We start from the raw sequence: 26,079 nt of genomic DNA on the forward strand, positions 1-26,079 counted from the left end.
ACCTCGCCTATGCTGGGTATGAAATATCGCAGAATAGAGGCTACGACAACGCCGCCGGGGGGTACCCCGCCCCGCGCCGCCGGCCCATCCCTTCCCCATGCCGAACCCCTACGCCACCCTTGCCGTCCTCGTCGTCGACGACCACCCCTTCCAGCGCGCCGCAGCCGAGCTCCTGCTGCAGCGCCTCGGCGTTACCGACGTCCGCTGTGCCGCGGACGGCCGCGAAGCCGTCGACCTGCTGGCCACCCTGCCCTTCGACCTGGTGCTGTGCGACATCGACATGCCTCGCCTCAACGGGCCGCAGTTGATGAGCGAACTGAGCCGGCGCGGGGCGCAGGCCTTCGCCGGACGGGCGCCGGCCTGGTCGTGGATGAGCGCCGTCGACGAGGGCATCCTGGCTTCGCATGCCGACCTGGCAGGCGCGATCGGGCTGCCGCGCGTGCATGCCCTGCGCAAGCCCTTGTGCGCGGAATCGCTCGACGGCATCCTGCAGGATGCCGTGGCGCTGCGCAGCCAGGATGCGTCCGGCGCACCGCCTGAGCTGCCGGACGACCGGCAATTGCTGGACGCTCTGCGCACGCGAAGCGGCTTCTTCATCCTGCTGCAGCCCCAGGTCAGGATCGACACAGGCACCCTGGCCGGCGCGGAAGCTCTGTGCCGCTGGCAGCACCCGGACTTCGGGCTGGTCCCGCCCGACCACTTCATCGCGCGGCTCGAAGCGCTTGGCGAGACCGACGCCATCTTCTCGCTGGTCACCGAGCGCTGCCTGGCGGTGCAGGCCCGCCTGCAAGCCGGCGGCGCCAGCGTGCCGCTCAGCATCAATGCCTCGGCACAGACGCTATGCAGCAGCGGCATGCTTGAACGCTTCGATGCCCAGGTCGCCGCCAGCGGCATCCCGCGCGGGCTGCTCACCGTCGAACTGACCGAGACCTTCCCCGTGCACGACGCCGTCACGCTGTCGGTGGCGCTCAACCGGCTGCGCCTGATGGGTTATGGCGTGGCCATGGACGATTTCGGCGTCGGCATCACCACCCTCAAGCTGCTTGCCGACCTGCCTTTCACGCAGATCAAGCTGGACCGCTCGTTCGTCGGCAACGTCGATGGCAACAGCCAGCGGGCGCTGATCTGCCGCAGCATGATCGCGCTGGCGCGCGAATTGAACCTCGAGTGCGTCGCGGAAGGCGTGGAAACCGAGGCCCAGCGGGAAGCGCTGCTGGCGCTTGGCTGTCCTGTCGGCCAAGGCTACCTGTGGTCGCGGCCGCTGTCGGAGGATGCCTTCGTCGGTGACGTCCTGAGCAGACGCTGATCCACCGCCTCATGCGAAAGTCCCCCGATCGACAGCGCCTTCGGGCCGCAGGCGACGTTGCCAAGGCTCGCCATCGCAGTGCGATGGCTGCGCGTTGCGCCTGACCCGCGGCCTTGAGGCACCGCCGCTCGGGGACGGTTTCTCTGACGCAATCGCCTGGCGTCTCGATAAGACCAAGGCAGCGGTCGACTAACACGAAGTGCCAATGGGCGCTGACGACAGCGCCCATTATGCTCGCTCCAGGTTGCCATCCGGACGAAGACACCGATCGTCGGCCCCTGTTCCGGGCCGCCCCGACACGGCGCTGCCGTAACAGCTCGTGCCGGCAGCAACCCTATTCTCGTCCGCAACAGGAGCCATTCCATGTCGAACCCGAAGCTTGAAGTCCTGACCCCGCAGAACAGCCAGCTGATCTTCATCGACCAGCAGCCCCAGATGGCGTTCGGCGTCCAGTCGATCGACCGCCAGACCTTGAAGAACAATGTGGTGGGCCTGGCCAAGGCAGGCAAGATCTTCAACATCCCGACCACCATCACCACGGTCGAGAGCGAGTCCTTCTCCGGCTTCACCTACCCGGAACTGCTCGATGTCTTCCCCGGCCAGAAGACCCTGGAACGCAGCTCGATGAACTCCTGGGACGACCAGAAGGTGCGCGATGCCCTGGCCGCCAACGGCCGCAAGAAGATCGTCGTCTCCGGCCTGTGGACCGAGGTCTGCAACCTCACCTTCGCCCTGTCGGCCATGCATGACACCGACTACGAGATCTACATGGTGGCCGACGCCTCCGGCGGCACCAGCAAGGAAGCCCACGACTACGCCATGCAGCGCATGATCCAGGCCGGCGTGGTGCCCGTGACCTGGCAGCAGGTACTGCTCGAATGGCAGCGCGACTGGGCGCACCGCGACACCTACGACGCCGTGATGCAGCTGGTCAAGGAGCACTCCGGCGCCTACGGCATGGGCGTGGACTATGCCTACACCATGGTGCACAAGGCACCCCAGCGTACCGCCACCACCCACGAGTCCATCGCGCCGGTGCCGGCACGCTGATCGCCGCGCCGCCGGCAGCCCACGTCTCAACGGCGTGGTGCCGGTGTCCAGCCATCTCATCCATCTCATTCATCCAGGATTTCGAGCCAACCTACAGGTGGCCCTGACCATGCAAAAAGAAGACACCCAGGACTCAGTTCAACACATCCATACCTCGCGCCGGCAGCTGCTGGTCGGCAGCACCGTCGGCGTCGCGGCCGCGTCAGTGGCTTCTATTGCCGCCCTGACGCCCACCGCCGCGGAATCCGCGCCAGCCGGCAGCCGTGCCACGAAGCAGGGCCACTACGTTGCGGCCAAAGACGGCACGCGCATCTTCTACAAGGACTGGGGTGCAGGCCGCCCGGTGGTGTTCTCGCACGGCTGGCCGCTCAATGCCGACGCCTGGGACGCCCAGATGCTGTTCCTGGCGCAGAAGGGCTTTCGCGTGATCGCCCATGACCGTCGCGGCCATGGACGTTCGGACCAGCCCGCGCAGGGCAACAACATGGACACCTACGCCGACGACCTGGCCGCGCTGCTGGATGCGCTCGACGTCAAGGACGCAACGCTGGTCGGCCACTCCACCGGCGGTGGTGAAGTGGCGCACTACATCGGCCGTCATGGCACGAAACGTGTGGCGAAGGCGGTTCTGATCGGCGCGGTGCCGCCGATCATGCTCAAGACCGCGGCCTATCCGAACGGCCTGGCGATGGAAGTATTCGATGGTATCCGCAAGGGCGTGGCGGAAAACCGCTCGCAGTTCTATAGAGACCTGGCCACGCCATTCTTCGGCTTTAATCGGCCCGGCGCGAAGGTCTCGCAAGCCACCATCGATGCCTTCTGGGCGCAGGGCATGACCGGTGGCATCCTGGGCCAGTACGCCTGCATCAAGGAGTTCTCGGAAGTGGACTACACCGAGGACTTGAAGAGAATCACCGTGCCGACGCTGGTCCTGCACGGTGACGACGACCAGATCGTGCCCATCGACAATTCGGCCCGCCTCTCGGCCAAGATCCTCAAGAATGGCACGCTCAAGGTCTATCCGGGAGCGTCGCACGGCATGTGCGTGGTCAACGCCGATCAGGTCAATGTCGACCTGCTCGCCTTCCTGAACGCCTAAGCTGCCATTTTCGGTCCTTTGGCCGTGCTGGCAGTACAGGTGAAGGCCGGTTTCGTCCTCGCCGCTACGGCGGCGGATGGCCGGCTTTCCTCGCAGCTTCGGCCAGCCTAGTGGCCCCGGCAGCGGCGCCACTCCCCGGGACTCGTGCCCACGAGCCTGGTGAACGTCCGGGTGAAGTGGCTTTGATCCGCGAATCCGCATAGCAGGGCGATCTGGCCGAGCCGGAACGCCGGCTTCTCGAGAAGTTGTTTTGCCCGCTCCACGCGCTGGAGCACCAACCATCGGTGGGGCGGCATGCCGGTAGAACTGCGGAAAGCCCGAGCAAAATGCGCGCGCGACAAGTTGCACGCTTCTGCCAGCAGCTGAAGCGAGATGTCGCCTTCCAGGTTATTCATGATCATCTCCTTCGCTCGAGCCTCCTGCCACGGCGCCAGGCGCGTATGCACCTTCCGGCTGGCGACGTGCACCCCCCCGTAGTAATGGACGAGATGGACCCGCAAGGCCAAGGCCATGTGGTCCACGAAAAGCGTCGATGCCCGCTCGGGATGTTCAAGGGCAGGAAGCAGCGCGAGGCTCAGCTGATGGACAACGGGGTCTGCGACACTCAAGTGCGGCGGGCAGCGGAGGTGCTCCACCTCCTTGATACCCAGATCCGCGGAAGTCTCTCGAAGAGCGCTCTGCGGTATATAGAACTGCATGCAGTCATAGGGACCGATCAGATCCGCCATCCACAGGCGTTCGAGGTCATGGATGGCCAGGTATCCTGCGCCATATTCGATATACGGGGCCTCCTTGCCAGCCACCCAAAGCCGCTGCTCACCAAATGGACGAAGCTGGAGAACCGCAAGGTAAGCATGCTCATGTTCGTAGCGGTCAGTGAGGCCGGAATTACGGTGATCACTGCGGACCCTGGAGATTCCGATCGGCGTGTAGCGCAGTGAGCGGGTGACGATCGATTGCTTGGTCTCCCCCGGCATGTACTCGGAATGCCTCCAGCCGGAACCGTGCTCTTCGGTGTGCATCTCTCGTTGCAAAAAAAGCAGCAGATTTTGCCATATTGCCGGAAGCTGCCACGTCTCGGAATGCTGGCGAAAGAATGCTCCCTGCACGCTCGACCTGCCCGCGGAGAGCCGCCGGGTCGGCTGCGGCATACGGTACCCGCATTTTCCAAGCGCTACCCTGGCGTGGGCCGCATCTGGTACAGGCCTCCCCATCGGAAATGGCACACTTGGTAACCGCCGGAGGGGTGAACCTCGGGCTTGCCACTGCCCTCAGTTCCTGCAACCGGACGCTCGCCAAGGCGGCGCAAGCGCGCGGCGTCGTACAGGTCACCGCGCCGGCGCCGACCGCCGACCGCCGATTGCCGATGACCTGGCGCACAACCTTGCGAAACCCGTGCGCCGGCACGAGACGATGCTGCTGGCGATCGCCTGCGATAGGCGCCTGGCGGTGGAAATGCCGCCTGGGGACGCACTGGCGCGGCTGGGGCGGCCGCTGTTTCCGAATGCCGTGTCGATGAGCCAGACCCACCCCGACAGTGTGCGAATCCTGGTCATGCGGGAAACGTGAGGGGGTGCTTGGCACCGCGACACAGGCACGGGACCGGTTCCACAAAACGATCTGCCGTTCGATCAGGGAGGCGCCCGAGCATGCGCGGAAGGTCCTAGTCGATGGGCGGCTCGATGGGCGGCCCGATCGGCGGCTCGATGGCCGGGCGGGCAGGCCCGGTCAGAGCACCCGCACAAGCTGTGCGCGCAACGGCCCGGCCGCCAGCGCGCACTAGTTCCAGCGCCCCGCGGCCCCGCCGAAGCTGAAACGGCCGGCGCCCAGCAGCAGCACGGCCACTCCGCCGGCAAGGTACAGCGCCTGCAGTTCGAGCGCCCAGCCGCCGGTGGGCGACATCTCGCCGAACTGCTTCATGTGCACGAGGCCCAGCGCGAACAGCATGTTGATCACCACGACCAGGCCCGCCAGGCGGGTCCAGATGCCAAGGATCAGCAGGATCGGCGCCACCACCTCGCCGATATAGACCAGGTAGGCCACCGCTTGCGGCAAACCCGCCTGCTGCACCATCTGCACGACGAAGCCAGGCCCGCTGATCAGCTTGCTGATGCCGTGGCAAAGGATCAGCGCGCCCAGCACGATGCGCAGCACCGCCTTGCCAAGATCCTGGGAAGCTTGCGAACTGCTCATGGCCTGCTCTCCTTGCCCGCTCAGGGCGGCGATGGACCGGTTGGCGCCGGCCGGCGTGCGCTCGCGGGCGCACGCTGACAGACGCCCTTGTACCTTAATGCGGCATGGCGTGAAGGTAAAGACGCCAGGCGCCCACGCCGGCGTCGCAGCGTGGTGGCGGCGCCACGTCTCAGGTATCGATGGGGCGGTGCATGCCCGGCGGCCCGCCGATCGGCTGCATGCCGGCCCGGTATGCGGTCTCCGGCAGGATTTCGGCCAGAAAATCCAGGAAACGGCGCAGCGCGGGAGTCATGCCCTTGCGTGAAGAGAATACCGCGTGCAGGGTGCCGACCGGCATCGCCCACTGCGGCAGCAGCAGTTCCAGATCGCCGTGCTCGATCGCTTCGCGGCAGAACATGCGCGGCAGCATGGCGACGCCGACACCGGCGATGGCCGCCTCGCGCAGTACCGCGAACTCGTCGGTGACCAGGCGCGGATCGTAGCTGATCTGGATCGACTGGCCGTCGGCGCAGGACAGCGTCCATACATGCTTGCCGTCATGCGGCTGCTGCCCCACTCCCGGCACGCCATTGAGCGCCTGCGGGGTGCGCGGCCGCCCGATCCCGTCGAGCAGGCGCGGGCTGGCCACCAGCATCACCGGGCTCTCGCCGAAGGTGCGCACCACCAGGCTGGAATCATCGATCACCTCGCGCACCCGCAGCGCCAGGTCGAAGCCTTCGCCGATCACGTCGACGCGGCGGTTGGTGGCCTCCAGTTCGATGCGCACCGCCGGATTGGCCTGCATGAAACGGCCGATGGCCGGCGCCAGCAGGCTCTGTGCGATCGGCACCGGGCAACTGACGCGCAAGGTCCCGCCAGGCTGCTCCCGTGCCAGCTCGATCACCTCGCGTGCTGCCTCCGCCTCTTTCAGCATGGCATTGCAGCGCTCGTAGTAGGCCTCGCCCACTGGCGTCACGCGGACCTGGCGGGTGGTACGGCGCAGCAGCTGCATCCCCAGTTCCTTCTCCAGTTGCGCGATGCGCCGGCTCAGGCGCGATTTCGGCACGCCCGTAGCCCGGCTGGCCGCGGAAAAGCTGCCATGGCGCACCACCTGCGCGAACAGCGACAGGTCGTTCAGGTCCTGCATTGGTCGGTTCCTCGTCGGCTCATGCCTCGTCTCTCCCCGGTCAGCCTGGCTTCCCGTTCCATTGATAGAACAATAATTTCCATTTTGCCTCACTACCGGCATCAATGGCGAGGCTCTATCTTTCCTACATCCAACCCCGACCACCTTGTGGAGCCAAATCATGAACATCCTGCAAATCGATTCCAGCGTCCTCGGCGACCATTCCGTTTCGCGCAGCCTGACCGCCAAGGTGGTGGCCGACCTGCGTGCCAGCCACCCGGACGCCAAGCTGACCGTGCGCGACCTGGATCAGGACGCACCCGCGCACTTGTCCGGCAACCTGCTGCCCGTGCTGGGCGGCCCCAAGGACGGCCTCAACGCGGTGCAACAAGCCGAACTCGAACGTACCGAAACCTGGCTGGCTGAATTCCTCGCCGCCGACGTACTGGTGATCGGCGTGCCGCAGTACAACTTCAGCATCCCGAGCCAGCTCAAGGCCTGGATCGACCGCATCGCGCAGGCCGGCCGCACCTTCCGCTACACCGAGAACGGCCCTGTCGGCCTGGCCGGCGGCAAGCGCGTGATCGTAGTGTCCTCGCGCGGCGGCGTGCGCCAGGACGATTCGAAGCTCGACCTGCACGAACAGACCGTCGACGTGGTCCTGCGCTTCCTCGGCATCACCGACATCACCTTCGTCCGCGCCCACGGCCTGGCCTTCGGCCCGGAAGCCCGCGAGGCCAGCATCGCCGCCGCCCGCACCGAAGTGCAGGCCCTGAACGACGGCGCCGCGCTGGCTGCCTGACGCCAGCAGCTGCCGCCCGGCCGGCACGCGCCGGCCCTCTCCGGGCAGCCGCACCCCTCTCCGATCCCCCGCCACCGCGGCTCGCGGTCGCGGGGGATCGCGTCTATGATGGAGCCAAGAGACGGCGGCGCGCCTGCTGCTGCGCCGCCGGCATCACGGGCGGGGCCTGCCGCGGCGCACCCCAGCAGGCAATCCAGCGTCCGTTCCAGGCACGGCGCCCGCACGCGGCGGGCGCTGCGCGCCTTCGTTACAGCGGCCTGGCCGTGGCGGCCATCGCTTCTGCCGCTGGCCCTCAGCCAAGTCCGAGTCCGGGAGCCCGCATGCCATCCGCCCTGTTGCCTGCCAGCGCCATCCCTCCGCCGCACGAAGCGCACTTGCTGGCGCGCTATCGGCATATCCGCGCCGCCACCGAGACGCTCGCCGCCGACCTCAGCGATGCCGACGCGACCGTGCAGTCGATGGAGGATGCCAGCCCGGCCAAATGGCACCTGGCCCACACCACATGGTTCTTCGAGGAATTCGTGCTGGCCGCGCGCCTGCCTGGCTACGCGCCCTACGACGAGCGCTTCCGCTACCTGTTCAACTCCTATTACGAGGCGGTCGGCGCGCGCCATCCGCGCCCGCGCCGCGGGCTGCTGACACGCCCCACGCTGGATGAAGTCCTGGCCTACCGCGAAGCGGTCGATGACGCCATGACGGCCTTGCTGGCGACGGCGCAGACCGATGCCGAGGCGGCGCTGATCGAACTGGGCCTGCATCATGAACAACAGCACCAGGAACTGCTGCTGACCGACATCCTGCACCTGTTCGCGCAGAATCCGCTGCGCCCGGCCTATGCGCACGAACTGGCAGCGGCGGTGGTCGCGGATCCGCGCCCGGCCCCCGAGTGGATCGCCTTCGAAGGGGGCGTGGCGTCGATCGGCCATGCCGGCGACGACTTCGCCTTCGACTGCGAGGGACCGCGCCACAGCGTGCTGCTGGTGCCTTACCAGCTCTGCTCCCATCCGGTCAGCAACCAGCAATGGTGCGAGTTCATCGACGATGGCGGCTACCAGAGCGCCGGCCTGTGGCTGTCGGACGGCTGGCGCTGGGTCGGCGAACAGGGCGTGCAGGCACCCCTGTACTGGGAGGAACGGGACGGCGCCTGGTGGCAGATGAGCCTGCGCGGCATGCATCCGGTGGACCCCGACAGCCCGGTCACCCACATCAGCTTCTACGAGGCCGAGGCTTTCGCCCGCTGGGCCGGCCGGCGCCTGCCGACCGAGGCCGAATGGGAACACGCGGCGCAGAAGCTGCCGGCCACCGGCAACTTCGCGGAAAGCCATGCGCTGCGGCCGCTGCCCGATCGCCAGAATACCTCGGGCGTGCTGCGGCAGATGTTCGGCGACGTGTGGGAATGGACCGGCAGCGCCTACCTGCCCTACCCGGGTTTCCGGCCCCAGGCCGGCGCGGTGGGCGAATACAACGGCAAGTTCATGAGCGGCCAGATGGTGCTGCGCGGCGGGTCCTGCGTCACGCCGGAATCGCACATCCGCGCCAGCTACCGCAACTTCTTCTACCCGCACCAGCGCTGGCAGTTCACGGGACTGCGCCTGGCCGACGACCTGTGAGCCGCCGGCCGGGCGGCACCATGCCTTACTTGCCGGCGCCCGCCTTGGCAGGGGCCGCCATCGGCAGGTCCGGATATAGCTTCTGCCAGCGCGACTTCAGGCCCGCGGCGATCTCGTCCTGATGGTAGCGCTCGGCAAAATCGATCACCGTCATGCCCTGCTGGTTGCGCAGGCGCATGTCGGCGCCCTCGTCGAGCAGCAGCTTGACCGTCTCGATATGGCCGCCGCGCGCCGCCATCATCAGCGGCGTGGTGGCATTCGGGCTCTCGGCGTCGATGTAGGCCGAATGGTCGAGCAGGTACTTGACAATCCCGGTGTTGCCATTGGTCGCCGCGTAGTGCAGCGGTGTCCAGCCGGTCTTGTTGATCTCGACCTCGTACTGCTCCACCAGCAGCTTGACCACGTCCGGCTCGTTGAGCAGGCAGGCCATCATCAGCGGCGTCTCGCCGGCGGCATTGGCCTTGTCGAAGTCGATGGTCTTGGCGGCCGACAGCGTCTTGATCACCTTGGCCGACTTCTCGCGCACCGCCACCACCAGCATCGGATCGCCCTTGGCATCCACCTGGTTGGGGTCCATGCCGCGCGCCAGCAGCTTCTGCACCGCGTTGACGTCGTCGAAGACCACGGCCTTGCGCATGTCGTCGACCGGCGTGGCGGTGGCGCAGGCCACCAGGGAGCCGGTCAGCAGCATGGCGCCGACGGCGCGCCGGAATATCTTCAGGTCAGGCATCGGGATTCCTTTTAGTGTGCTTGAAGAGGCGGAAGAAATTATCGCTGGTCTGCGCCGCCACCTCTTCCACCGGCACGCCGCGCAGCTTGGCGATGAACTCGCCCACGTGGCGCACCCAGGCCGGTTCATTGGTCTTGCCGCGGTAGGGCACCGGCGCCAGGTAAGGCGAATCGGTCTCGATCAGCATGCGGTCCAGCGGCACCTTGCGCGCGGTCTCCTGCAGATCGGCCGCGCTCTTGAAGGTAACGATGCCGGAGAAGGAGATATAGAAGCCCTCGTCCAGCGCCTGGCGAGCGATGTCCCAGGTCTCGGTGAAGCAGTGCATCACGCCGCCGGCCTCGCGCGCGCCCTCTTCGCGCATCACGCGCAGGGTGTCGTCGGCCGAGGAGCGGGTATGGATGATCAGCGGCTTGCCGGTCTGGCGCGCGGCGCGGATATGGGTGCGGAAACGCTCGCGTTGCCATTCCATGTCGGCAATGCTGCGGCCGTTGAGCCGGTAGTAATCCAGCCCGGTCTCGCCGGTGCCGACCACGCGCGGGTGCGCCGACAGCGCGAGCAGGCGCTCCAGCGTGGGCTCCTCGCCTTCCTCGTAGTCGGGGTGCACGCCGACCGAGGCGTACAGGTTGGGATGCTGCTCGGCCAGCGCGAGCACACGCGGGAAATCCTCCAGCGTGACGGCAATGCACAGGGCATGCGACACCTGGTTGGCGCGCATGTTCTCCAGCAGCTCGGGCAGGCGCGCAGACAGGTCGGGGAAATCGATGTGACAGTGGGAATCGACGAACATGATGAACAGGCGCTGGTCAGTCCGCCATCAGGCGGTGGCCGGGGATAAGAAGGTCGCGCTCGACACTGCCGGGCAGCGCGGCGCGCGGCAGCTGCGCTTCGCACCAGGCCTGGCGCGAAGCCGCGCTGACCGGTTCGGTGCCGGCGGTCACCATGCGCGCGGGCACGGTGCCGTTGTGGATCTCGGCGATGGCGGCCGGGTCGTCCTGTCGCGCCATACGCACGGTAAGCATGGTAAAGCCGGCTTGCGTCATAGAAAGCAAAGGTGAGGCGGTGAGGCGGCGGGCCGCCATCGTGGCGGCCCGCTGACAAGCTTACAAGGTCTGCGAGGGCCGCCCCGACACGATCGCCTTGCCGAGGATTTCCTCGATGGCCCGGCGCAGATTGCGGCCGTTGTCGTCGTCGGGGAAATGGATGCCGACCCCCGGGGTCTTCATCGGCGTGCCCGGCGGCGTGACCCATGCCACCTGCCCGGCGATCTGGAAACGCTGCGGCCGGTCCAGCAGCGACAGCACCAGGAACACCGTCTCCCCCAGCCGGAAGGCACGGTTGGCGGGCACGAAGATGCCGCCGCGCGCCAGGAACGGCATGTAGGCGGCATACAGGCCCGCCTGGTCCTTGATCGACAGGGACAGCACGTTCGGGCGTCCTTGGGGACTGCCTTGCGTCCCTCCTGCCGCCCCGGCCGTCGTCCCTCCTGTCGCCCTGATTCCGGTGGGCGCGCCTTCCGGCGCGGCCGCCGCGGCAGCCACGTTCATGTTTGACCCCTTGTTCATCGCGGCCCCTTTTTGCTGCAGGCCTTATTGAAAGAGCTGGCGGTAGTCCAGGAATACCGCTTCCATCACCAGCCGTGCCGCCAGCGGATGGTTCTCGCTGCGGCGGTGGGCGGCCAGGTGCCCCAGGAAACCCTGCAGGCGATGCGCATCGGTTGCCGCCGCGCAGCGGGCCAGCGCAGCAACTTCCTTCGGGAAGTAGCGCGGCACGCCCTGCGCCAGCCGCAGATTCAGCAGATCGTACGTCCAGCGCTGCACGATGCCAAGCATGGCCGGCACCGGCAGTTTCTGCAGGTGCTCGGCGGCGGCCAGCGCGTCGAAGCCAGCGCCCGCCCCGAGCTGGCCGACCAGCCAGCGCTGCAACGGCATCTCCTCCGCCTCGGCGGCGTGCAGCGCCGTCAGCGGCGCGCCGCCGGCCAGCGCCAACTGCGCCTGGGCGTCCGGCACGCCTTGCGCTTCCAGCCAGGCCAGCGCCTGGGCCGGCGCCGGCCGGTGCGCGGCGAACTGGCGGCAGCGCGACAGGATGGTCGGCAGCACGCGGTCGAGGCGGTCGGTGACCAGCAGGAACAGGGTCGACGGCGGCGGTTCTTCCAGCGTCTTGAGCAGGGCATTGGCGCCTTCGGTCTGCAGCGCGTCGAGCGGATAGACCAGAGCGACCCGCATGCCGGCGCGGTGGGTGCCGACGCCGACCGCCTCGATCAGCGCGCGCACCTGCTCCATGCGGATGATCTTGCTGGGCGCCTTCTTGCGGCCGCCCTCCTCGCCATCACCCTCGGCGCCGCCTTCCAGCGCCTCCGGCCGCACCACGCTGAAGTCGGGGTGGTTGCCCTGGCTGAACCAATGGCACGCCGGACAGCTGCCGCAGGGCTGGCCGTCGGCGCGCGGCGTCTCGCACAGCAGGCCCTGGGCGAAATGCAAGGCGAGATCGCGCTTGCCGATGCCCTGCTGGCCGTGGATCAGCAGGGCCTGGGGCAGCCGCCCGCGCAACGCGGCCAGCTGTTTCCAGTCTTCGGTCTGCCAGGGATAAAGCATGTGAATCAAGCCCTTGGAGGAGAAATCTCAGGTGAAGTCCCGGCCAGGTCCGCCGGGAAGGATGGCGCGCGGCCGGCTGGGCGGAGCGCCAACCTTACCATGGACTGCACCCCGTACCGGGCTGGCCGTTGCCATCGTTTTCCTTTGGCAATCAAAGCGTTGCCAGGATCTGTTCAAGCTCCGCGCGAATCGCTTCGATACTGCGCGTGGCGTCGACGATGCGGAAACGTGCCGGCGACTGGTGCGCCCGGCGCAGGTACTCGTCACGCGTGCGCGCGAAGAAGGCCCGCGACTCGGCCTCGAACTTGTCGGGCTCGCGCGCGCCGGCCAGGCGCTCCGCCGCGGTCTCCAGCGGCACATCGAACAACAGGGTCAGGTCGGGCTGCAGGCCGGCCTGCACCCAGGCCTCCAGGACTTCGAGGCGCGCCGTGGGCAGGCCGCGGCCGCCGCCCTGGTAGGCGAAGGTGGCGTCGGTGAAGCGGTCGGACAGCACCCAGTCGCCGCGCGCCAGGGCTGGCTCGATCACCTCGGCGATATGCTCGCGGCGCGCCGCGAACATCAGCAGCGCCTCGGTCTCCAGGTGCATCTTGCGATGCAGCAGCAGCTGGCGCAGGTCCTCGCCCAGCGGCGTGCCGCCTGGCTCGCGGGTGCTGACCACCTTCGCGCCCGCCGGCAGGCGCGCTGCGATACGTTCGGCCAGCCAGGGAATATGGGTGCTCTTGCCGGCACCGTCGATGCCTTCGAAAGTAATGAATTTTCCGCGCATGAATGCGATATCAGCGAGTCTTGCCGCGCTGGTACTGGTCGACCGCGCGGTTGTGTTCGGGAAGCGAGTTGGAGAACTGGCTGCTGCCGTCGCCGCGCGCGACGAAGTAGAGCGCATCGGATTGCGCCGGCGTCATCGCGGCCGCCAGCGAGGCCAGGCTGGGCAGGGCGATCGGCGTGGGCGGCAGGCCGCTCCGCGTGTACGTATTGTACGGGGTGTCTGCCTGCAGGTCGCGCTTGCGCAGGTTGCCGTCGAAGCGCTCGCCCAGGCCGTAGATCACGGTCGGGTCGGTCTGCAGCAGCATGTTCTTGCGCAGGCGGTTGATGAAGACCGCCGCGATCATCGACCGGTCGGCCGCCTGGCCGGTCTCCTTCTCGACGATGGAAGCCATGATCAGTGCATCGTAGGGGCTCTTGTAAGGCAGGCCGGACGCGCGCGCCGCCCAGGCGTCGGCGAGCCGCCGCTGCATGGCACGGTAGGCGTGCTTGTACAGTTCCAGATCGCTGCTGCCGCGGGTGAACAGGTAGGTATCCGGGAAGAACAGGCCTTCAGGCGCACTTTCCGGCGCGCCGATCGCGCGCATCAAGTCCGCATCGGACATGCCGCGCGTGTCGTGCTTCAGTGCCGGGCTGGCATCGATGGCGGCCCGCATCTTGCGGAATTCCCAGCCCTCGATCACCGTCACCACGTAGTGCGTGACGTCCCCGCGGGCGATTTTCTCCAGCACCGACAGCGGCGTGGCGCCCTGCTCGAAGGTGTAGCCGCCCGCCTTCAGTTCGCCGCCCTTGCCGGTCAGGCGCGCCAGCAGCAAGAACAGGCGCGGGTCCATGCCGACACCGCCGCGCGCGATCTGGCGGCCGACGCTGGCTACGCTGGAATTGGGCTGGATGATCACTTCGAGGGGCGACCCGCTCAGCGGCAGGGGATGCCTGGCCCACCAGGCGAAGGCACCGGTGGCGGCAAGCGCGAAGACCACGCAGGCCGCGGCCAGGCGTACAAGAACTCGTTTCATGTGAGGAATGCTGGCGGCCCGGGGGCCGCGCGGCCGGCTCCCGCCCGCTCGGCGGCCGCCGGCCAAAATGGCGACAGCCTCATATAATACCGGGAGCCCTGCTCCGCCACGAGCCCGGCCGCCCACCGGGCGCCGTCGGCGCCCCTTGCGCGGCGCCGCGCGCCCACCTGCCGCCAAGGCTGCAGGCGTGCGGTCCGCTCGTGCGGACCAGCCCCGATGCCACGCCCGGCGGGCCAGCCAGCCCGCCGCGGCAAGCCTGTTGCCACACCGATCCGCCATGCCTACCCCTACCCCGGACCTCGCCCATTCCGCCCCGCTCGCCGAACAGTACGAAGCCCTGCGCCAGCGCGGCATCGTCTGCGCCCCGGCCGGCCTGGGCCTGGTCCGCGTCGCCGGCGACGATGCCGCGACCTTCCTGCACAGCCAGCTCACCAACGCGGTGGAAGACCTCGGCGCCGGCCAGGCCCGCCTGGCCGGCTACTGCTCGCCCAAGGGGCGCCTGCTGGCCAGCCTGCTGATGTGGCGCGATGCCGACGGCATCGTGCTGCAGCTCGCGGCCGACATCGCCCCATCCGTCCAGAAGCGGCTGTCCATGTTCGTGCTGCGCGCCAAGGCCAAGCTGGCCGATGCCGGCGCCGCCCTGCGCGTGCTCGGCGTGGCCGGTCCCGAAGCGGCCCGCGCGCTCGCGCAGGCCGGCCTGCCGGCGCCCGAGGGCGTGTGGGACAGCGCCGGCGGTGCCGCAGGCGCCACCGTGATCCGCCTGCCGGACGGCGCCGGCCAGCCGCGCTGGCAAGTGGTGCTGGCGACCGACCAGGCCGAGGCCGTGCATGCCGCCCTGGCCGCCACGCTGGCGCCCGCCGGCAGCGCGCTGTGGGACTGGCTGGAGATCCGCGCCGGCCTGCCGCGCATCGGCGTGGCCACGCAGGAGCAGTTCGTGCCCCAGATGATCAACCTCGAACTGATCGGCGGTGTCAGCTTCCGCAAGGGCTGCTACCCCGGCCAGGAAATCGTCGCGCGCAGCCAGTACCGCGGCACGCTGAAGCGCCGCATGTGGCTGGTGCACGGCGACGGCGAGCCGGCGGCAGCCGGCGCCGAGGTGTTCCGCCCGCAGGAGCCGGAGCAGCCGTGCGGCATGATCGTCAACGCCGCGCCGTCGCCCGAGGGCGGCTGGGACGCGCTGGCCGAGCTGAAGATCGACGCCGCCGCCGGCGCGCTGCATGCCGGCAGCGTCGACGGCCCCGCCCTGGCGGTGCTGCCCCTGCCCTACGAGGTGCCGCTGCCCGGCGCCGAGCAGGCAGCGGGCTGATCCCACCCGGGTCAGCCAGCCAACGCAACGGAGCGCCAGCCATGAGCGATCATCTCTACGTGTATTTCCGCGTCGACGACGTGCAGGCGGCCGCCGCCCTGCCGCAATGGCACCGCTGGATGGAAACCGTTGCCGAGGCGACCGGGATTGGTGGTACGCTGATGCGCAGGCCGGAGACCCGTGCCGGCCTGCAGACCTGGATGGAGTGCTACGCGGACGTGCCGCCCGCCTTCGCCGACACGCTGGCCGGCTTGTGGCTGCAGAGCGGCCTCCAGCAATGGGTCAGCGGCGAACGCCAGGTCGAGCATTTCATCGACCTGGACCGGCTCTGACGCGGCGGCAGCCGGCGCGCGGAGCGCGGAGGACGGAGCAGAAGGAAGCGATATGTGCCTGATAGTGGTAGCCTGGCAATCCCATCCGGACTATGCCCTGGTGGTGGCCGGCAACCGTGACGAGTTCTATGCGCGCCCCGCCGCTCCCGCGCACTGGTGGCAGGATGCGCCGCAGGTGCTCGCGGGCCGTGACCTGGCCGAGGTGATCGGCGAGGCCGGCACCTGGATGGGCATGACCTCCGGGGCCCGCTTCGCGGCCCTGACCAACTACCGCGCCCCCTCCGAGAAACGGACCGACACCCGCTCGCGCGGCGAGCTGGTGGCCGGCTTCCTGCGCGGCGAGAGCGGCCCGCACGCCTACCTGGACACCGTCTCGCGCGAACAAGGCGCCTACAACGGCTTCAACCTGCTGGCGAGCGACCTGCGCGAACTCTGGTGGTACAGCAACCGCAGCGCCACGCGCCGCCCGCAGCGGCTCGCACCCGGCATCTACGGCGTCTCGAACGCCTTGCTCGACACCCCCTGGCCCAAGCTGCGCAGCCGCGTGGGCGCCCTGGCCGAGGCACTGGCCGCCGACCCGGGCCAGCCCGGCGCGAGCGCCGAGCCCTACCTGCAACTGCTCGCCGATGCACGCCAGGCCGCCGACTTCGAGCTGCCGCAGACCGGTGTGTCGCAAGAGTGGGAGAAGCTGCTGTCATCGGCCTTCATCCGCTCGCCCGCCTATGGCACGCGCGCCAGCACCGTGCTGCGCGTGCGCCACGACGGGCGCTTCGACCTGTGCGAGCGCAGCTTCGATGCCAACGGCCGCATCGGCGAGGTGGCCTACCAGGGCCGCATGATGCTGCCGCACGACGCCGGCACCGAACCGGCGCCGCGCTGAGCGGGGCCGGGCTCAGGCCCGCAGCCGCTTGCGCATCTCCACGTGCGGGATGCCCGCCTCTTCGAAGGCGTCGCCGACCTGGGTAAAGCCGGCGCGCGCGTAGAACGGCGCAGCGTGGGTCTGCGCGTTCAGCACCAGTTCCGGATAGCCCAGCTCGGCGGCCTTTTCCATCAGTGCGTCGAGCACGCGCGCGCCGACGCCGGTACCGCGCGCGGACTTGAGCACGGCCATGCGCCCGACATGGCCATCCGGCAACAGGCGGCCGGTGGCCACGGCCGAGCCGTCCTCGCCCAGCGCGAGCGCGTGCCAGCTCGGCTCATCCCACTCGTCCCATTCCAGCTCGACCGGCACGCCCTGCTCCTCGACGAACACGGCATAGCGGATGGCACGGGCGCGCTCGCGCGCCTCGGCCCATTGGCAAAGGAGGATGGCAACGGTCATGACGGAAGGCAGTAACGAAAGATGATGATGAAAGACGGAGACGACAGGCAGGGCAGGCAGCCGAGGGAAAGCAGCGCATCCGGCTGCGCGCCGTGCAGCGCCGTGTCCAGCCACGATGATAGGGCCTCGGGAGCGGAAATGCGAAGGCCCGCGCCTCGCCGCCCCACCCCGCCACCGATCGCATCGCTGGTCGCGACAGATGGCGGTGCCGCGGATTTGCGGGACAATAGCGCCCTTGCCGCCCGGCCATCGCGCGGCGCGGCCATTGCCTGTGCTGCCGGCGGCGCCTCGCGACGGCCGGGCGGGCGCACTTGCAGTCGCTGCCGGCCATCCTACCGTTCCTGAATCTTCATGCGCCTTACCCGTTTTCCCTTGCTTCACCCCTTGCTGCGCCCGTCATCCGCCCTGCCCGCCCTGCGTTCCCTCTGTACCCGCCTCGGCCGCACCGCCACCGCGCTCGCGCTGGCTCTCGCCGCCGGCAGCGCCTGCGCCGCCGGCCAGGTGTTTTCCGACGCCGCGCCTTCACCCACGCTCGGCCGCGAGCTGAAGTTCACCGTCTATGTGCCCGACGGCTACCAGGCGGGCGCGGCCGCCTATCCGGTGATCTATCTGCTGCACGGCGCCGACGAGGATGAAAACAGCTGGCGCGTCAAGGGCGGTGCCATCGAGACCATGGACGGCCTCATCGCGCGCGGCCAGATCCGTCCCTCCATCGTGGTGATGCCCAGCGAGGGGCCGTCGTCGTGGTGGACCGACGGCGCCGTGGCCAAGGCCGACACCGCGCTGGTCAAGGACCTGCTGCCCTATGTGGAATTGCACTACCGGACGCAGAAGGAGAGGCGCGCGCGCTCGGTGGCCGGCCTGTCGATGGGCGGCTACGGTGCGGTCAGCCTGTCGCTGCGCCATCCGGACCTGTTCTGCGGCGCCGCCGCGATCAGTCCCGCCGCCTACGACCCGCTGCCGCCCGAGACCTCGGCCGCGCGCCGCGCGCCGCAGTTCATGCGCAACGGCAAGTTCGACCCCGATGCCTGGAAGGCGCTCAACTATGCCGGCCAGCTCGATGCCTACCAGGCCGGCAAGCTGCGCGTGCCGATGTGGATCGCCTCCGGCGACCACGACCGCCTGGGCATCGCGGTGGTCTCGGCCATCATGTTCTGGCGCCTCTACCAGATCCAGCCCAAGCAGGTGGAGCTGCGCATCATGGATGGCGACCATGAATGGATGCTGTTCCGCGACGCGCTGCCCGATGCACTGCGCTATGTCGACCAGCAATGCGTGCGCAGCTGAGGCGCACAGCCTCGATGTGCAGCCTCAGCTGCGCCGGCCCGGCTCCGTCATGACGCGGGCTTGACCACCTCGTAGGCCTCGATGATTTCCCGCACCGGCCCCGGGATCGGCGCCGATTTCTGCGCCGCGGGATCGGCGCAGACGTAGACGATCTCGCCGGTGATCAGGTGCTCCTCGCCGCGGAAGATCTCCACGCGGAACAGCATGCTCGAACGCCCCAGGCGCGCCATGCGCCCCCGTACCTCGAGCTCGTCGTCGAAGCGGGCCGAGGCGTGGTATTCCAGCGTGGACTTGGCGACGAAAATGTCCACGCCGTGCGCGCCCAGCACGTCCTCCGGGTAGCGGACGCCGAGCGCGCGCCAGTATTCGGTCACGCAGATATCGCAGTAAGTCAGGTAGTGCGCGTTGAAGACGATGGACTGCGGGTCCACCTCGGCCCAGCGCACGCGCAGCGGCACGCTGTGGCGGAAATCGGTCTTGGCCATTGCCGGTTCTCTCGTGGGCGATGCAAGGCGGCCGCGCCGGGCCCGGCGCGGCCGGCCACCTTACTGCGGTCGGGCCAGGCCGAGCTTCTCGATGATGGCCTTTTCCTTCTTGACCGTCTCGGCGGCGAACTGCGCATACTGCTCGCTGCTCATGTAGTACGGCTCCATGTCGAACTTGGCCAGCTCCTGGCGGTAGTTCGGCATTTCCATTGCCTTTTTGAAGGCGTCATGCAGCTTCTTGACGACCTTCGGGTCGGTGCCCTTGGGCGCCACCAGGCCGAAGGGCGAGGTCTGCACGATGCCGTAGCCCAGTTCCTTCAACGTCGGGGCGTTGGGGAAGCGCGCCGAGCGCTTGTCGCCCCAGGTCGACAGCAGGCGCAGCTTGCCGCTCTCCACGTACTGCGCCCAGCCCGGCGTGTCGGCCACCGACATCACGTGTCCGCCCAGCAGCGCCTGCAGCGACTCCGAGTTTCCCTTGAACGGCACATGCGAGAACTGCACGTTCTGCTTCAGCGCCAGTTCTTCCATGGTCAGGTGCAGCGTGGTCATCGAGCCCGGCGAGCCATAGGTCAGCTTGCCCGGATTGGCGCGCGCGTAGGCGATGTACTCCTGCATCGACTTGATCGGCGAGTCGGCCGGCACCACCACGCCGAAGGAATAGCCGGCCAGGTTGATCACATAGGTCAGGTCCTTGACCGGGTCCCAGTTGATCTTGGTGGTATAAGGCAGGCGGTACACCGGCATCGCCACCTGCGCCAGCGTGTAGCCGTCGGGGGCCGTGGCCTGCATCATCTGCGCCGGCAGCACCCCGCCCGCACCGGGCTTGTTCTCGACGATCACCGGCTGGCCGAGGATCTTGCTGGCGTTCTCGGCCAGCACGCGGAACGGGATGTCGGTCGAGCCGCCGGCCGTGTAGCCGATCACCAGCCGGATCGGACGTTGCGGGAACTTGTCCGCGGCGGAATCCGCGCGGGCCGGCGCGGCGGCGAGGCCGAAGGCGGCGGTGGCGGCTAGCGCGCTGGCGCGGACGATGAAATGGCGGCGTTGCATCGGTTCTGTCTCCTTGTGCTACGAACTGCGAAAAAAGGGGGTCGGGGAAGCCCGTCTTGTGCGCGGGCCTGGGCCGGGCCGGCAGCGCTAGGCGGCGCCGAAGGCGCCGCGCAGCGCGGCCACGGCATCGTCGTGGGCCTGCCCCACGGCCGGCACGAAGCGGCCCAGTTTGAAAAAGTCATGGATCATGCCCGGATACTCGGCCAGCTCGGCCGGCACACCCGCGGCGCGCAGCTTGGCCGCGTAGGCCACGCCCTCGTCGTGCAGCGGATCGTAGCCGGCCACGGCGATCCAGGCCGGGCAGCAACCGGCCACGTCGGCACCGCTGCCGCCGCCGTCCAGCGGGGCAAAGCGCCAGTCGTCGCGGCTGGAGTCCTGGTCCAGGTACTGGGCGAAGAACCACTGGATCATCTCGGCGGTCAGCAGGTAGCCCTCCGCCAGCGCCCGGTGCGACGGCGTATCCTGGCGCGCGCAGGTGCCGGGATAGATCAGCATTTGCAGCACCGGCGCATGGCCCAGGCGGCGCGCCTCGACCGCGCAAGCGGTGGCCAGGGTGCCGCCGGCGCTGTCGCCGCCCAGTGCGATGCGCGCCGGATCCGCCCCCAGCGCGCCGGCCTCGGCGTAGGCCCAGGCCAGCACGTCGAAGGCATCGTGGACCGCCGTGGGAAAGCGCCACTGCGGCCCGAGCCGGTAATCCACCGACAGCACCATGCAATCGGCACGCATGGACAGCAGCCGGCACAGCGGATCGTGCGAAGCCGGGCTGCCCACCGTGAATCCGCCGCCATGGAAGTACAACAGCAGCGGCAACGGGTCGGCCCAGCTCGCCTCACGCGGCGCATACAACCGCGCGCCGATGGCATGGCCGTCGCGTGCCGGCACGCTCAGGTCCTGCACGTGATGCACGGGCAGCGGCGCGATATCGAGGATGGGGGCGCTCTTCTCGTAGGCGATCTTCGCATCGAGCGGATCGAGCGCGTTGATGGGCGGGCGCTTGGCGCGCGCGATCAGGTCCAGCAGCTGCGCCACCTGCGGATCCAGCGCGGCGGCCGGCCTGCCGGCCTGGGGCCGCGGGTCGGAAGAAGCCTGGGGGGAGCCGGGGGTGGCGGAGGAGGCAGCGGACATGGGAAGCGAGGTCAAGCGGATATACGGGACAAGCTGCAAACGGAAATCTGATCACGCAAACGTCATCGGCGGGATGCGCACCGGCACACCGGCCGCCCCGGGATCGGCATCTCGCCTCCATACCGGAAGTTCGAATTATGAACGATCGTTCGATTTTTTACATCATGCCAGTGAACGGCGCGGCGGGCATTACGAAATAACCCCGATTCCGGCCGCTGACGCAGATTTTGCGCGATGATCGCGCAAAACGCGAACGGAGCCTTGACAGCCCGGCCGATGCGCCGCAGGCCTGCAAGAACAACGCCCCCTGGGCCGCGAAGCCGAGGGGGCGTTGGTCCGGGGCCTGCCAGGCACCCGGGGAAACAGCGGAGAAAGGGAAAGACGGGTGCTCTAGAAGTCGAGCCCGGCGCCGGCACCCGGCCCTTGTGCCACGCTCGGCTCCTCGCCCTTGGGCAGCTCGAACACCGCCGCATCGGTGGTCAGGATCAGGCCCGCCACCGACGCCGCGTTCTGCAGGGCGGTGCGCGTCACCTTGGTCGGGTCCACCACGCCGCCCTCGACCAGGTCGCCGTACTCGCCGGTGGCGGCGTTGTAGCCGAAATTGCCGCTGGCTTCGGCGACACGCGCCACCACCACGCTGGCTTCCTCGCCGGCATTGGCGACGATCTGCCGCAGCGGCTCTTCCAGCGCCCGCAGCACGATCTTCACGCCGGCTTCCTGGTCGGCGTTGGCTCCCGCGACGCCGCGCACGGCCGCCCGGGCACGGATCAGCGCCACGCCGCCGCCGGGGACAATGCCTTCTTCCACGGCTGCGCGGGTAGCGTGCAGCGCGTCCTCCACGCGTGCCTTCTTTTCCTTCACTTCGACTTCGGTCGCGCCACCCACCTTGAGCACGGCCACGCCGCCGGCCAGCTTGGCCACGCGTTCCTGCAGCTTCTCGCGGTCATAGTCCGAGCTGGCTTCCTCGATCTGGGCACGGATCTGCTGCACGCGCGCCTGAATGCGCGCCGCCTCGCCTCCCCCGCCGATGATGGTGGAGTTCTCCTTGCCGATCTCCACGCGCGAGGCCTGGCCCAGGTCATGCAGCCCGGCCTTCTCCAGCGTCAGGCCGATCTCCTCGGAAATGACGGTACCGGCGGTCAGGATGGCGATGTCTTCCAGCAGGGCCTTGCGGCGGTCGCCGAAGCCCGGCGCCTTCACCGCGGCCACCTTGAGGATGCCGCGGATATTGTTGACCACCAGCGTGGCCAGCGCCTCGCCCTCGACGTCTTCCGCCACGATCAGCAGCGGCCGGCCGGCCTTGGCCACCTGCTCCAGCACCGGCAGCAGGTCGCGGATGCTGGAGATCTTCTTGTCCACCAGCAGCAGGTAGGGCTGCTCCAGCGCGACGATCTGCTTCTCCGGCTGGTTGATGAAATAGGGCGACAGGTAGCCGCGGTCGAACTGCATGCCCTCGACCACCTCCAGCTCATCGCCGAGCGACTTGCCGTCTTCCACGGTGATCACGCCCTCCTTGCCCACCTTGTCGATGGCCTCGGCGATGCGCTCGCCGATGGCGCTCTCGCCGTTGGCCGAGATGGTGCCGACCTGGGCGATCTCCTTGCTGGTGGTGGTGGGCTTGCTGATGCGGCGCAGCTCCTCGATGGCCACGGCCACCGCCTTGTCGATGCCGCGCTTGAGATCCTGCGGATTGAGTCCGGCCGCCACGTACTTCACCCCCTCGCGCACGATGGCCTGGGCCAGCACGGTCGCCGTGGTGGTGCCATCGCCGGCGTTGTCGCTGGTCTTGGCCGCGACTTCCTTGACGAGTTGCGCGCCGATGTTCTGCAACTTGTCCTGCAGCTCGATCTCCTTGGCCACGGACACGCCGTCCTTGGTCACGGTCGGGCCGCCGAAGCTGCGCTCCAGCACCACGTTGCGGCCCTTCGGGCCCAGCGTGACCTTGACCGCGTTGCCCAGGATGTTGACGCCTTCGACCACCTTGGCCCGTGCTGCGTCGCTGAACACTACGTCTTTCGCTGCCATCTCTGCTTTCCTTTGTCCTTTCTTCCTGATCCGGTTCCGATCGTGCCGATGTTCTCCATCGTGCCGATGATCCCGATCGCTTCTTTCGTTCTGCGTGGGGCTTGCCGCTGCGCGCGACGCGCTCAGCGCTCGACCACCGCGACCACGTCCTCTTCGCGCAGCACCAGCAGCTCCTCGCCGCCGATCTTCACCGCCTGCCCGGCGTACTTGCCGAACAGCACGCGATCGCCCACGCGCAGGTCCGGCGCAATACGCTCGCCGGCTTCGTTGCGGCGGCCGGGACCGACCGCCACCACCTCGCCCTGGTCGGGCTTCTCGGCGGCGTTGTCCGGGATGACGATGCCGGACTGGGTACGGGTTTCGTTTTCCGACCGCTTGACGATCACGCGGTCATGCAATGGGCGAAGGCTCATCTGTTCTGGGCTCCAGGGAAATCGGGCGGGCGCGGGAGGCCGGGATCGGCGCGGTGCCGGCCATCAGCACTCCCTGCGAACGAGTGCCAAAGTATAGGAAGCCCCCCCGGCACGCGCGAACTGATCATTTCGCATTTACATAGGCGCCCGTCGCGCAGCACACAGCACGGCATGGCACCGTGCAGCAGGTGCCTTCTTGCCGCCGTGCACCGTTCGAAGGATTCCTCGCAAGCTCATGCGGATTTCCCGCTTCCCTTTTGCACGGGCTTGCGCAAGGCTCCCACCTGCACGGTAACCGCGGCAGCGATCGAAGCCACAGCAGCAGCGACCGCCGCCCTATCCCTCATCCGCCCCAAGGAGCCTCCATGACCCAGCCACGCCAAGCCGACCACGACATCGATCCGCTGTTCCTGCAGCGCTGGTCGCCCCGCGCCTTCACGGCGGAAGCCATCGCGCCGCAGACCTTGCTGCGCTTCTTCGAGGCCGCACGCTGGGCACCGTCCGGCTACAACGCGCAGCCCTGGCGCTTCATCTATGCGCGGCGCGACACGCCGGACTGGCAGCCGCTCTTCGCCTCGCTGTCGGAGTACAACCAGGGCTGGGCCGCGCGCGCGGCCGTGCTGGTGGCGGTGCTGTCGCGCAAGACCTGGACAGCGCCGGGCAAGAGCGAGCCGCAGCCGGTCGCCACGCATTCCTTCGACGCCGGCGCCGCCTGGGCCAACCTGGCGCTGCAGGCCACCGCGGCGGGCTGGCACGCCCACGGCATCGGCGGCTTCGACAAGGCGCGCCTGCGCGAGGCGCTCGGCATTCCCGAGGACTACGCCATCGAAGCGGTGGTGGCCATCGGCCGGCAGGGCGACAAGTCCTTGCTGCCCGAGGCGCTGCAGGCGCGCGAGCAGCCCAACGAGCGCCTGCCGCTGGCGCGGCTGGTCAGCGAAGGGCGCTTTGCCTTCGCCGAAGACTGAGCGGCGGCCAGGTTGCCTCGCACCGCGCAGGCAGCCTGGCACGCGCGGGCTCAGGCGGCATCCGCGGCGCCGGCCCGTCGCCGCGCGGCCGGATGCGGCGGCCGTCGCAGGCCGAGATGCTCGCGCAGCGTGGTGCCGCTGTAGTCGGTACGGAACAGGCCGCGCCGCCGCAACTCCGGCAGCACCAGTTCGATGAAGTCGGTGAGGCCGCCGGGCAGCACCGGCGCCATCACGTTGAAGCCGTCCGCGCCATAGGCCTGGAAGCGCTCCTCCAGCGCATCGGCGATCTGCGCCGGCGTGCCGACCAGTTGCCAGTGGCCGCGCGCGCCTGCCACGCGCTGGTAGAGCTGGCGGATGGTCAGGTTCTCGCGCCGCGCCAGGTCGAGCATCAGGCCCTGGCGGCTCTTGCTGCCGTTGGTGGGCGGCAGCTCCGGGATGGGCCCGTCGAGCGGATACGCGGACAGGTCCGCCCCGGTCAGGGCCGACACCAGCGCCAGCCCGACCACCGGATCGATCAGCGCCTGCAACTGCTCGAACTTCTCGCGCGCCTCGGCCTCGCTGTGCCCCACCACCGGAAACACGCCCGGCAGGATCTTCAGGTCCTCGGGCCGGCGGCCGTGGCCGGCCAGCCGCCCCTGCAGATCGGCATAGAAAGCCACAGCATCTTCCAGGGTCTGCTGGGCGGTGAAGACCACCTCGCCGCGGCGCGCGGCCAGTTCCTTGCCGGGCTCGGAGGAGCCGGCCTGCACCACCACCGGCTGCCCCTGCGGGGGACGCGCGACGTTGAGCGGCCCCTGCACGCTGAAATGCCGGCCGCGGTGGCCCAGCACGTGGCGCCGCGCCGGCTCGTAGTAGCGCCCGCTCGCCTTGTCGCGCAGGAAGGCATCGTCCTCCCAGCTGTCCCACAGGCCGCTGACCACGTCGGCGAATTCTTCGGCACGCTGGTAGCGCTCCTCGTGGCTGAAGTGCCGCACCCGGTTGAAGTTGCGCGCCTCGTGCTCGCTGGACGAGGTCACCAGGTTCCAGCCCGCGCGGCCTCCCGAGAGATGGTCGAGCGAGGCGAACTTGCGCGCGATGTGATAGGGCTCGTTGAAGCTGGTCGAGGCGGTGCCGACCAGCCCGATGCGCTCGGTGACGGCAGCCAGCGCCGACAGCAGGGTGATGGGTTCGAACTGGGCCTGGTAGCTGTGCGCGGTGCGGCTCAGGAACTCCACGTCGTCGCCGCGCGTGCCGACACCGTCGGCGAGGAACACCAGGTCGAACTTGGCCGCCTCGGCGGCCTGGGCGAGCGCGGCATAGTGACGGAAATCGATTCCCGCGTCGGCCTTGGCCTCGGGATGCCGCCACGCGGCGATATGGTGCCCGCTGGGGTACAGGAATGCACCGAGGCGCATCTGCTCATTGCGTCTTGCCATGGTGGCCGCGCTCCTTTGGTCCTTGGGTTCTCAGGCGGGCCGCCCGGGCAGGCGCCGCCGATTCGGTACGCGCGCCACCGCCCGGGCAAGA

General features: G+C 68.7%; 28 protein-coding genes. 11 read left to right on the plus strand and 17 right to left on the minus strand.

The genetic code is table 11. The features are described from left to right. Nucleotides 1-97: 97 nt before the first annotated feature. The 3 genes from BKK81_RS10930 to BKK81_RS10940 all read left to right on the plus strand — a co-directional run bounded on the left by BKK81_RS10930 (nt 98) and on the right by BKK81_RS10940 (nt 3,455). A complete protein-coding gene (locus BKK81_RS10930) occupies nt 98-1,306 on the plus strand; it encodes an EAL domain-containing response regulator (RefSeq protein WP_071012783.1) in 1,209 nt (402 codons plus the stop codon). A gap of 363 nt (nt 1,307-1,669) precedes the next feature. Further along, a complete protein-coding gene (locus BKK81_RS10935; protein ID WP_071012785.1) occupies nt 1,670-2,356 on the plus strand; it encodes a hydrolase in 687 nt (228 codons plus the stop codon). A gap of 109 nt (nt 2,357-2,465) precedes the next feature. Further along, the gene (locus tag BKK81_RS10940; protein WP_083384220.1) at nt 2,466-3,455 is read left to right on the plus strand and encodes an alpha/beta fold hydrolase; all 990 of its coding nucleotides are present in this window, start codon (nt 2,466-2,468) and stop codon (nt 3,453-3,455) included. A 107-nt stretch (nt 3,456-3,562) separates the two neighbouring features. Here the strand turns inward: BKK81_RS10940 and BKK81_RS10945 are convergent, their stop codons facing one another. After that, nucleotides 3,563-4,606, minus strand: a complete 1,044-nt coding sequence (locus BKK81_RS10945) for an AraC family transcriptional regulator (RefSeq protein ID WP_231907908.1) — start codon at nt 4,604-4,606, stop codon at nt 3,563-3,565. A 262-nt stretch (nt 4,607-4,868) separates the two neighbouring features. On the opposite strand from BKK81_RS10945, the gene BKK81_RS35990 reads away from it, so the two are divergent. Next, nucleotides 4,869-5,024, plus strand: a complete 156-nt coding sequence (locus tag BKK81_RS35990) for a hypothetical protein (protein ID WP_197523909.1) — start codon at nt 4,869-4,871, stop codon at nt 5,022-5,024. Nucleotides 5,025-5,234: 210 nt separating this feature from the next. Here the strand turns inward: BKK81_RS35990 and BKK81_RS10950 are convergent, their stop codons facing one another. Together BKK81_RS10950 and BKK81_RS10955 are read right to left on the minus strand one after the other, a co-directional pair. Beyond that, a complete protein-coding gene (locus tag BKK81_RS10950; protein WP_071012787.1) occupies nt 5,235-5,648 on the minus strand; it encodes a DoxX family protein in 414 nt (137 codons plus the stop codon). Between the two features lie 169 nt (nt 5,649-5,817). Continuing rightward, nucleotides 5,818-6,774 (minus strand): LysR family transcriptional regulator, encoded by a 957-nt coding sequence (locus tag BKK81_RS10955; RefSeq protein ID WP_071012789.1) that lies wholly within the window; start codon nt 6,772-6,774, stop codon nt 5,818-5,820. Between the two features lie 160 nt (nt 6,775-6,934). Between BKK81_RS10955 and BKK81_RS10960 the strand changes: the two genes are divergently transcribed. Both BKK81_RS10960 and egtB read left to right on the plus strand, forming a co-directional pair. Next, entirely contained in the window at nt 6,935-7,555 is a 621-nt protein-coding gene (locus BKK81_RS10960) for an FMN-dependent NADH-azoreductase (RefSeq protein WP_071012790.1), read from the plus strand. A gap of 320 nt (nt 7,556-7,875) precedes the next feature. Then, nucleotides 7,876-9,165 (plus strand): ergothioneine biosynthesis protein EgtB, encoded by a 1,290-nt coding sequence (gene egtB, locus BKK81_RS10965; RefSeq protein ID WP_071012792.1) that lies wholly within the window; start codon nt 7,876-7,878, stop codon nt 9,163-9,165. Between the two features lie 25 nt (nt 9,166-9,190). On the opposite strand, the gene BKK81_RS10970 is transcribed toward egtB, so the two are convergent. The 7 genes from BKK81_RS10970 to mltG all read right to left on the minus strand — a co-directional run bounded on the left by BKK81_RS10970 (nt 9,191) and on the right by mltG (nt 14,264). Next, nucleotides 9,191-9,895, minus strand: coding sequence for an ankyrin repeat domain-containing protein (locus tag BKK81_RS10970; RefSeq protein WP_083384063.1), 705 nt, complete (start codon nt 9,893-9,895; stop codon nt 9,191-9,193). Beyond that, nucleotides 9,888-10,682 (minus strand): TatD family hydrolase, encoded by a 795-nt coding sequence (locus tag BKK81_RS10975; protein WP_071012793.1) that lies wholly within the window; start codon nt 10,680-10,682, stop codon nt 9,888-9,890. The genes BKK81_RS10970 and BKK81_RS10975 overlap by 8 nt, the downstream gene beginning before the upstream one ends. Before the next feature lie 16 nt (nt 10,683-10,698). Next, nucleotides 10,699-10,914 (minus strand): GNAT family N-acetyltransferase, encoded by a 216-nt coding sequence (locus BKK81_RS36900; protein ID WP_335582866.1) that lies wholly within the window; start codon nt 10,912-10,914, stop codon nt 10,699-10,701. Nucleotides 10,915-10,995: 81 nt separating this feature from the next. Beyond that, nucleotides 10,996-11,439 carry a PilZ domain-containing protein gene (locus tag BKK81_RS10985; protein WP_071012796.1) on the minus strand — a complete coding sequence of 148 codons (444 nt, stop codon included), beginning with the start codon at nt 11,437-11,439 and terminating at the stop codon, nt 10,996-10,998. A gap of 42 nt (nt 11,440-11,481) precedes the next feature. After that, complete coding sequence (locus BKK81_RS10990) at nt 11,482-12,486, minus strand: DNA polymerase III subunit delta' (protein WP_071012798.1); 1,005 nt, start codon at nt 12,484-12,486, stop codon at nt 11,482-11,484. A 151-nt stretch (nt 12,487-12,637) separates the two neighbouring features. Then, complete coding sequence (gene tmk, locus BKK81_RS10995; protein WP_071012800.1) at nt 12,638-13,252, minus strand: dTMP kinase; 615 nt, start codon at nt 13,250-13,252, stop codon at nt 12,638-12,640. Nucleotides 13,253-13,262: 10 nt separating this feature from the next. After that, the gene (gene mltG, locus BKK81_RS11000) at nt 13,263-14,264 is read right to left on the minus strand and encodes an endolytic transglycosylase MltG (protein WP_071012801.1); all 1,002 of its coding nucleotides are present in this window, start codon (nt 14,262-14,264) and stop codon (nt 13,263-13,265) included. 277 nt (nt 14,265-14,541) lie between these two features. Between mltG and ygfZ the strand changes: the two genes are divergently transcribed. The 3 genes from ygfZ to BKK81_RS11015 are packed head-to-tail and all read left to right on the plus strand — an operon-like array spanning nt 14,542 to nt 16,782. Beyond that, entirely contained in the window at nt 14,542-15,570 is a 1,029-nt protein-coding gene (gene ygfZ, locus BKK81_RS11005) for a CAF17-like 4Fe-4S cluster assembly/insertion protein YgfZ (RefSeq protein ID WP_071012803.1), read from the plus strand. A 41-nt stretch (nt 15,571-15,611) separates the two neighbouring features. Further along, entirely contained in the window at nt 15,612-15,902 is a 291-nt protein-coding gene (locus BKK81_RS11010; protein WP_071012805.1) for a DUF4936 family protein, read from the plus strand. Between the two features lie 52 nt (nt 15,903-15,954). Beyond that, nucleotides 15,955-16,782 carry an NRDE family protein gene (locus BKK81_RS11015; protein WP_071012806.1) on the plus strand — a complete coding sequence of 276 codons (828 nt, stop codon included), beginning with the start codon at nt 15,955-15,957 and terminating at the stop codon, nt 16,780-16,782. Nucleotides 16,783-16,794: 12 nt separating this feature from the next. On the opposite strand, the gene BKK81_RS11020 is transcribed toward BKK81_RS11015, so the two are convergent. Continuing rightward, a complete protein-coding gene (locus BKK81_RS11020; protein WP_071012808.1) occupies nt 16,795-17,223 on the minus strand; it encodes a GNAT family N-acetyltransferase in 429 nt (142 codons plus the stop codon). A 351-nt stretch (nt 17,224-17,574) separates the two neighbouring features. On the opposite strand from BKK81_RS11020, the gene BKK81_RS11025 reads away from it, so the two are divergent. Further along, complete coding sequence (locus BKK81_RS11025) at nt 17,575-18,510, plus strand: alpha/beta hydrolase (protein WP_083384064.1); 936 nt, start codon at nt 17,575-17,577, stop codon at nt 18,508-18,510. Nucleotides 18,511-18,557: 47 nt separating this feature from the next. Here the strand turns inward: BKK81_RS11025 and BKK81_RS11030 are convergent, their stop codons facing one another. The 5 genes from BKK81_RS11030 to groES form a co-directional block, all read right to left on the minus strand. Continuing rightward, on the minus strand, nt 18,558-18,995 hold the full coding sequence (locus tag BKK81_RS11030) for a YbgC/FadM family acyl-CoA thioesterase (RefSeq protein ID WP_071012809.1): 438 nt from the start codon (nt 18,993-18,995) through the stop codon (nt 18,558-18,560). Between the two features lie 60 nt (nt 18,996-19,055). Next, entirely contained in the window at nt 19,056-20,045 is a 990-nt protein-coding gene (locus tag BKK81_RS11035; RefSeq protein ID WP_071012811.1) for a tripartite tricarboxylate transporter substrate binding protein, read from the minus strand. Between the two features lie 87 nt (nt 20,046-20,132). Beyond that, nucleotides 20,133-21,170 carry an alpha/beta hydrolase gene (locus BKK81_RS11040; RefSeq protein WP_071012813.1) on the minus strand — a complete coding sequence of 346 codons (1,038 nt, stop codon included), beginning with the start codon at nt 21,168-21,170 and terminating at the stop codon, nt 20,133-20,135. Nucleotides 21,171-21,560: 390 nt separating this feature from the next. Continuing rightward, entirely contained in the window at nt 21,561-23,195 is a 1,635-nt protein-coding gene (gene groL / locus BKK81_RS11045; protein ID WP_071012814.1) for a chaperonin GroEL, read from the minus strand. 122 nt (nt 23,196-23,317) lie between these two features. Further along, entirely contained in the window at nt 23,318-23,608 is a 291-nt protein-coding gene (groES, locus tag BKK81_RS11050) for a co-chaperone GroES (protein WP_071012816.1), read from the minus strand. A 365-nt stretch (nt 23,609-23,973) separates the two neighbouring features. Here groES and BKK81_RS11055 point away from each other — a divergent pair, with 365 nt between their 5' ends. Further along, nucleotides 23,974-24,573: a nitroreductase family protein gene (locus tag BKK81_RS11055; RefSeq protein ID WP_071012818.1), complete on the plus strand. Its 600-nt coding sequence runs from the start codon at nt 23,974-23,976 to the stop codon at nt 24,571-24,573. 50 nt (nt 24,574-24,623) lie between these two features. Here BKK81_RS11055 and BKK81_RS11060 read toward each other — a convergent pair whose 3' ends face one another. Further along, nucleotides 24,624-25,988, minus strand: a complete 1,365-nt coding sequence (locus BKK81_RS11060) for an LLM class flavin-dependent oxidoreductase (protein WP_071012820.1) — start codon at nt 25,986-25,988, stop codon at nt 24,624-24,626. Between the last annotated feature and the right edge of the window lie 91 nt (nt 25,989-26,079).

The sequence above is a fragment of the Cupriavidus sp. USMAHM13 genome (assembly GCF_001854285.1).
GTDB classification, from domain to species: Bacteria; Pseudomonadota; Gammaproteobacteria; order Burkholderiales; family Burkholderiaceae; genus Cupriavidus; species Cupriavidus malaysiensis.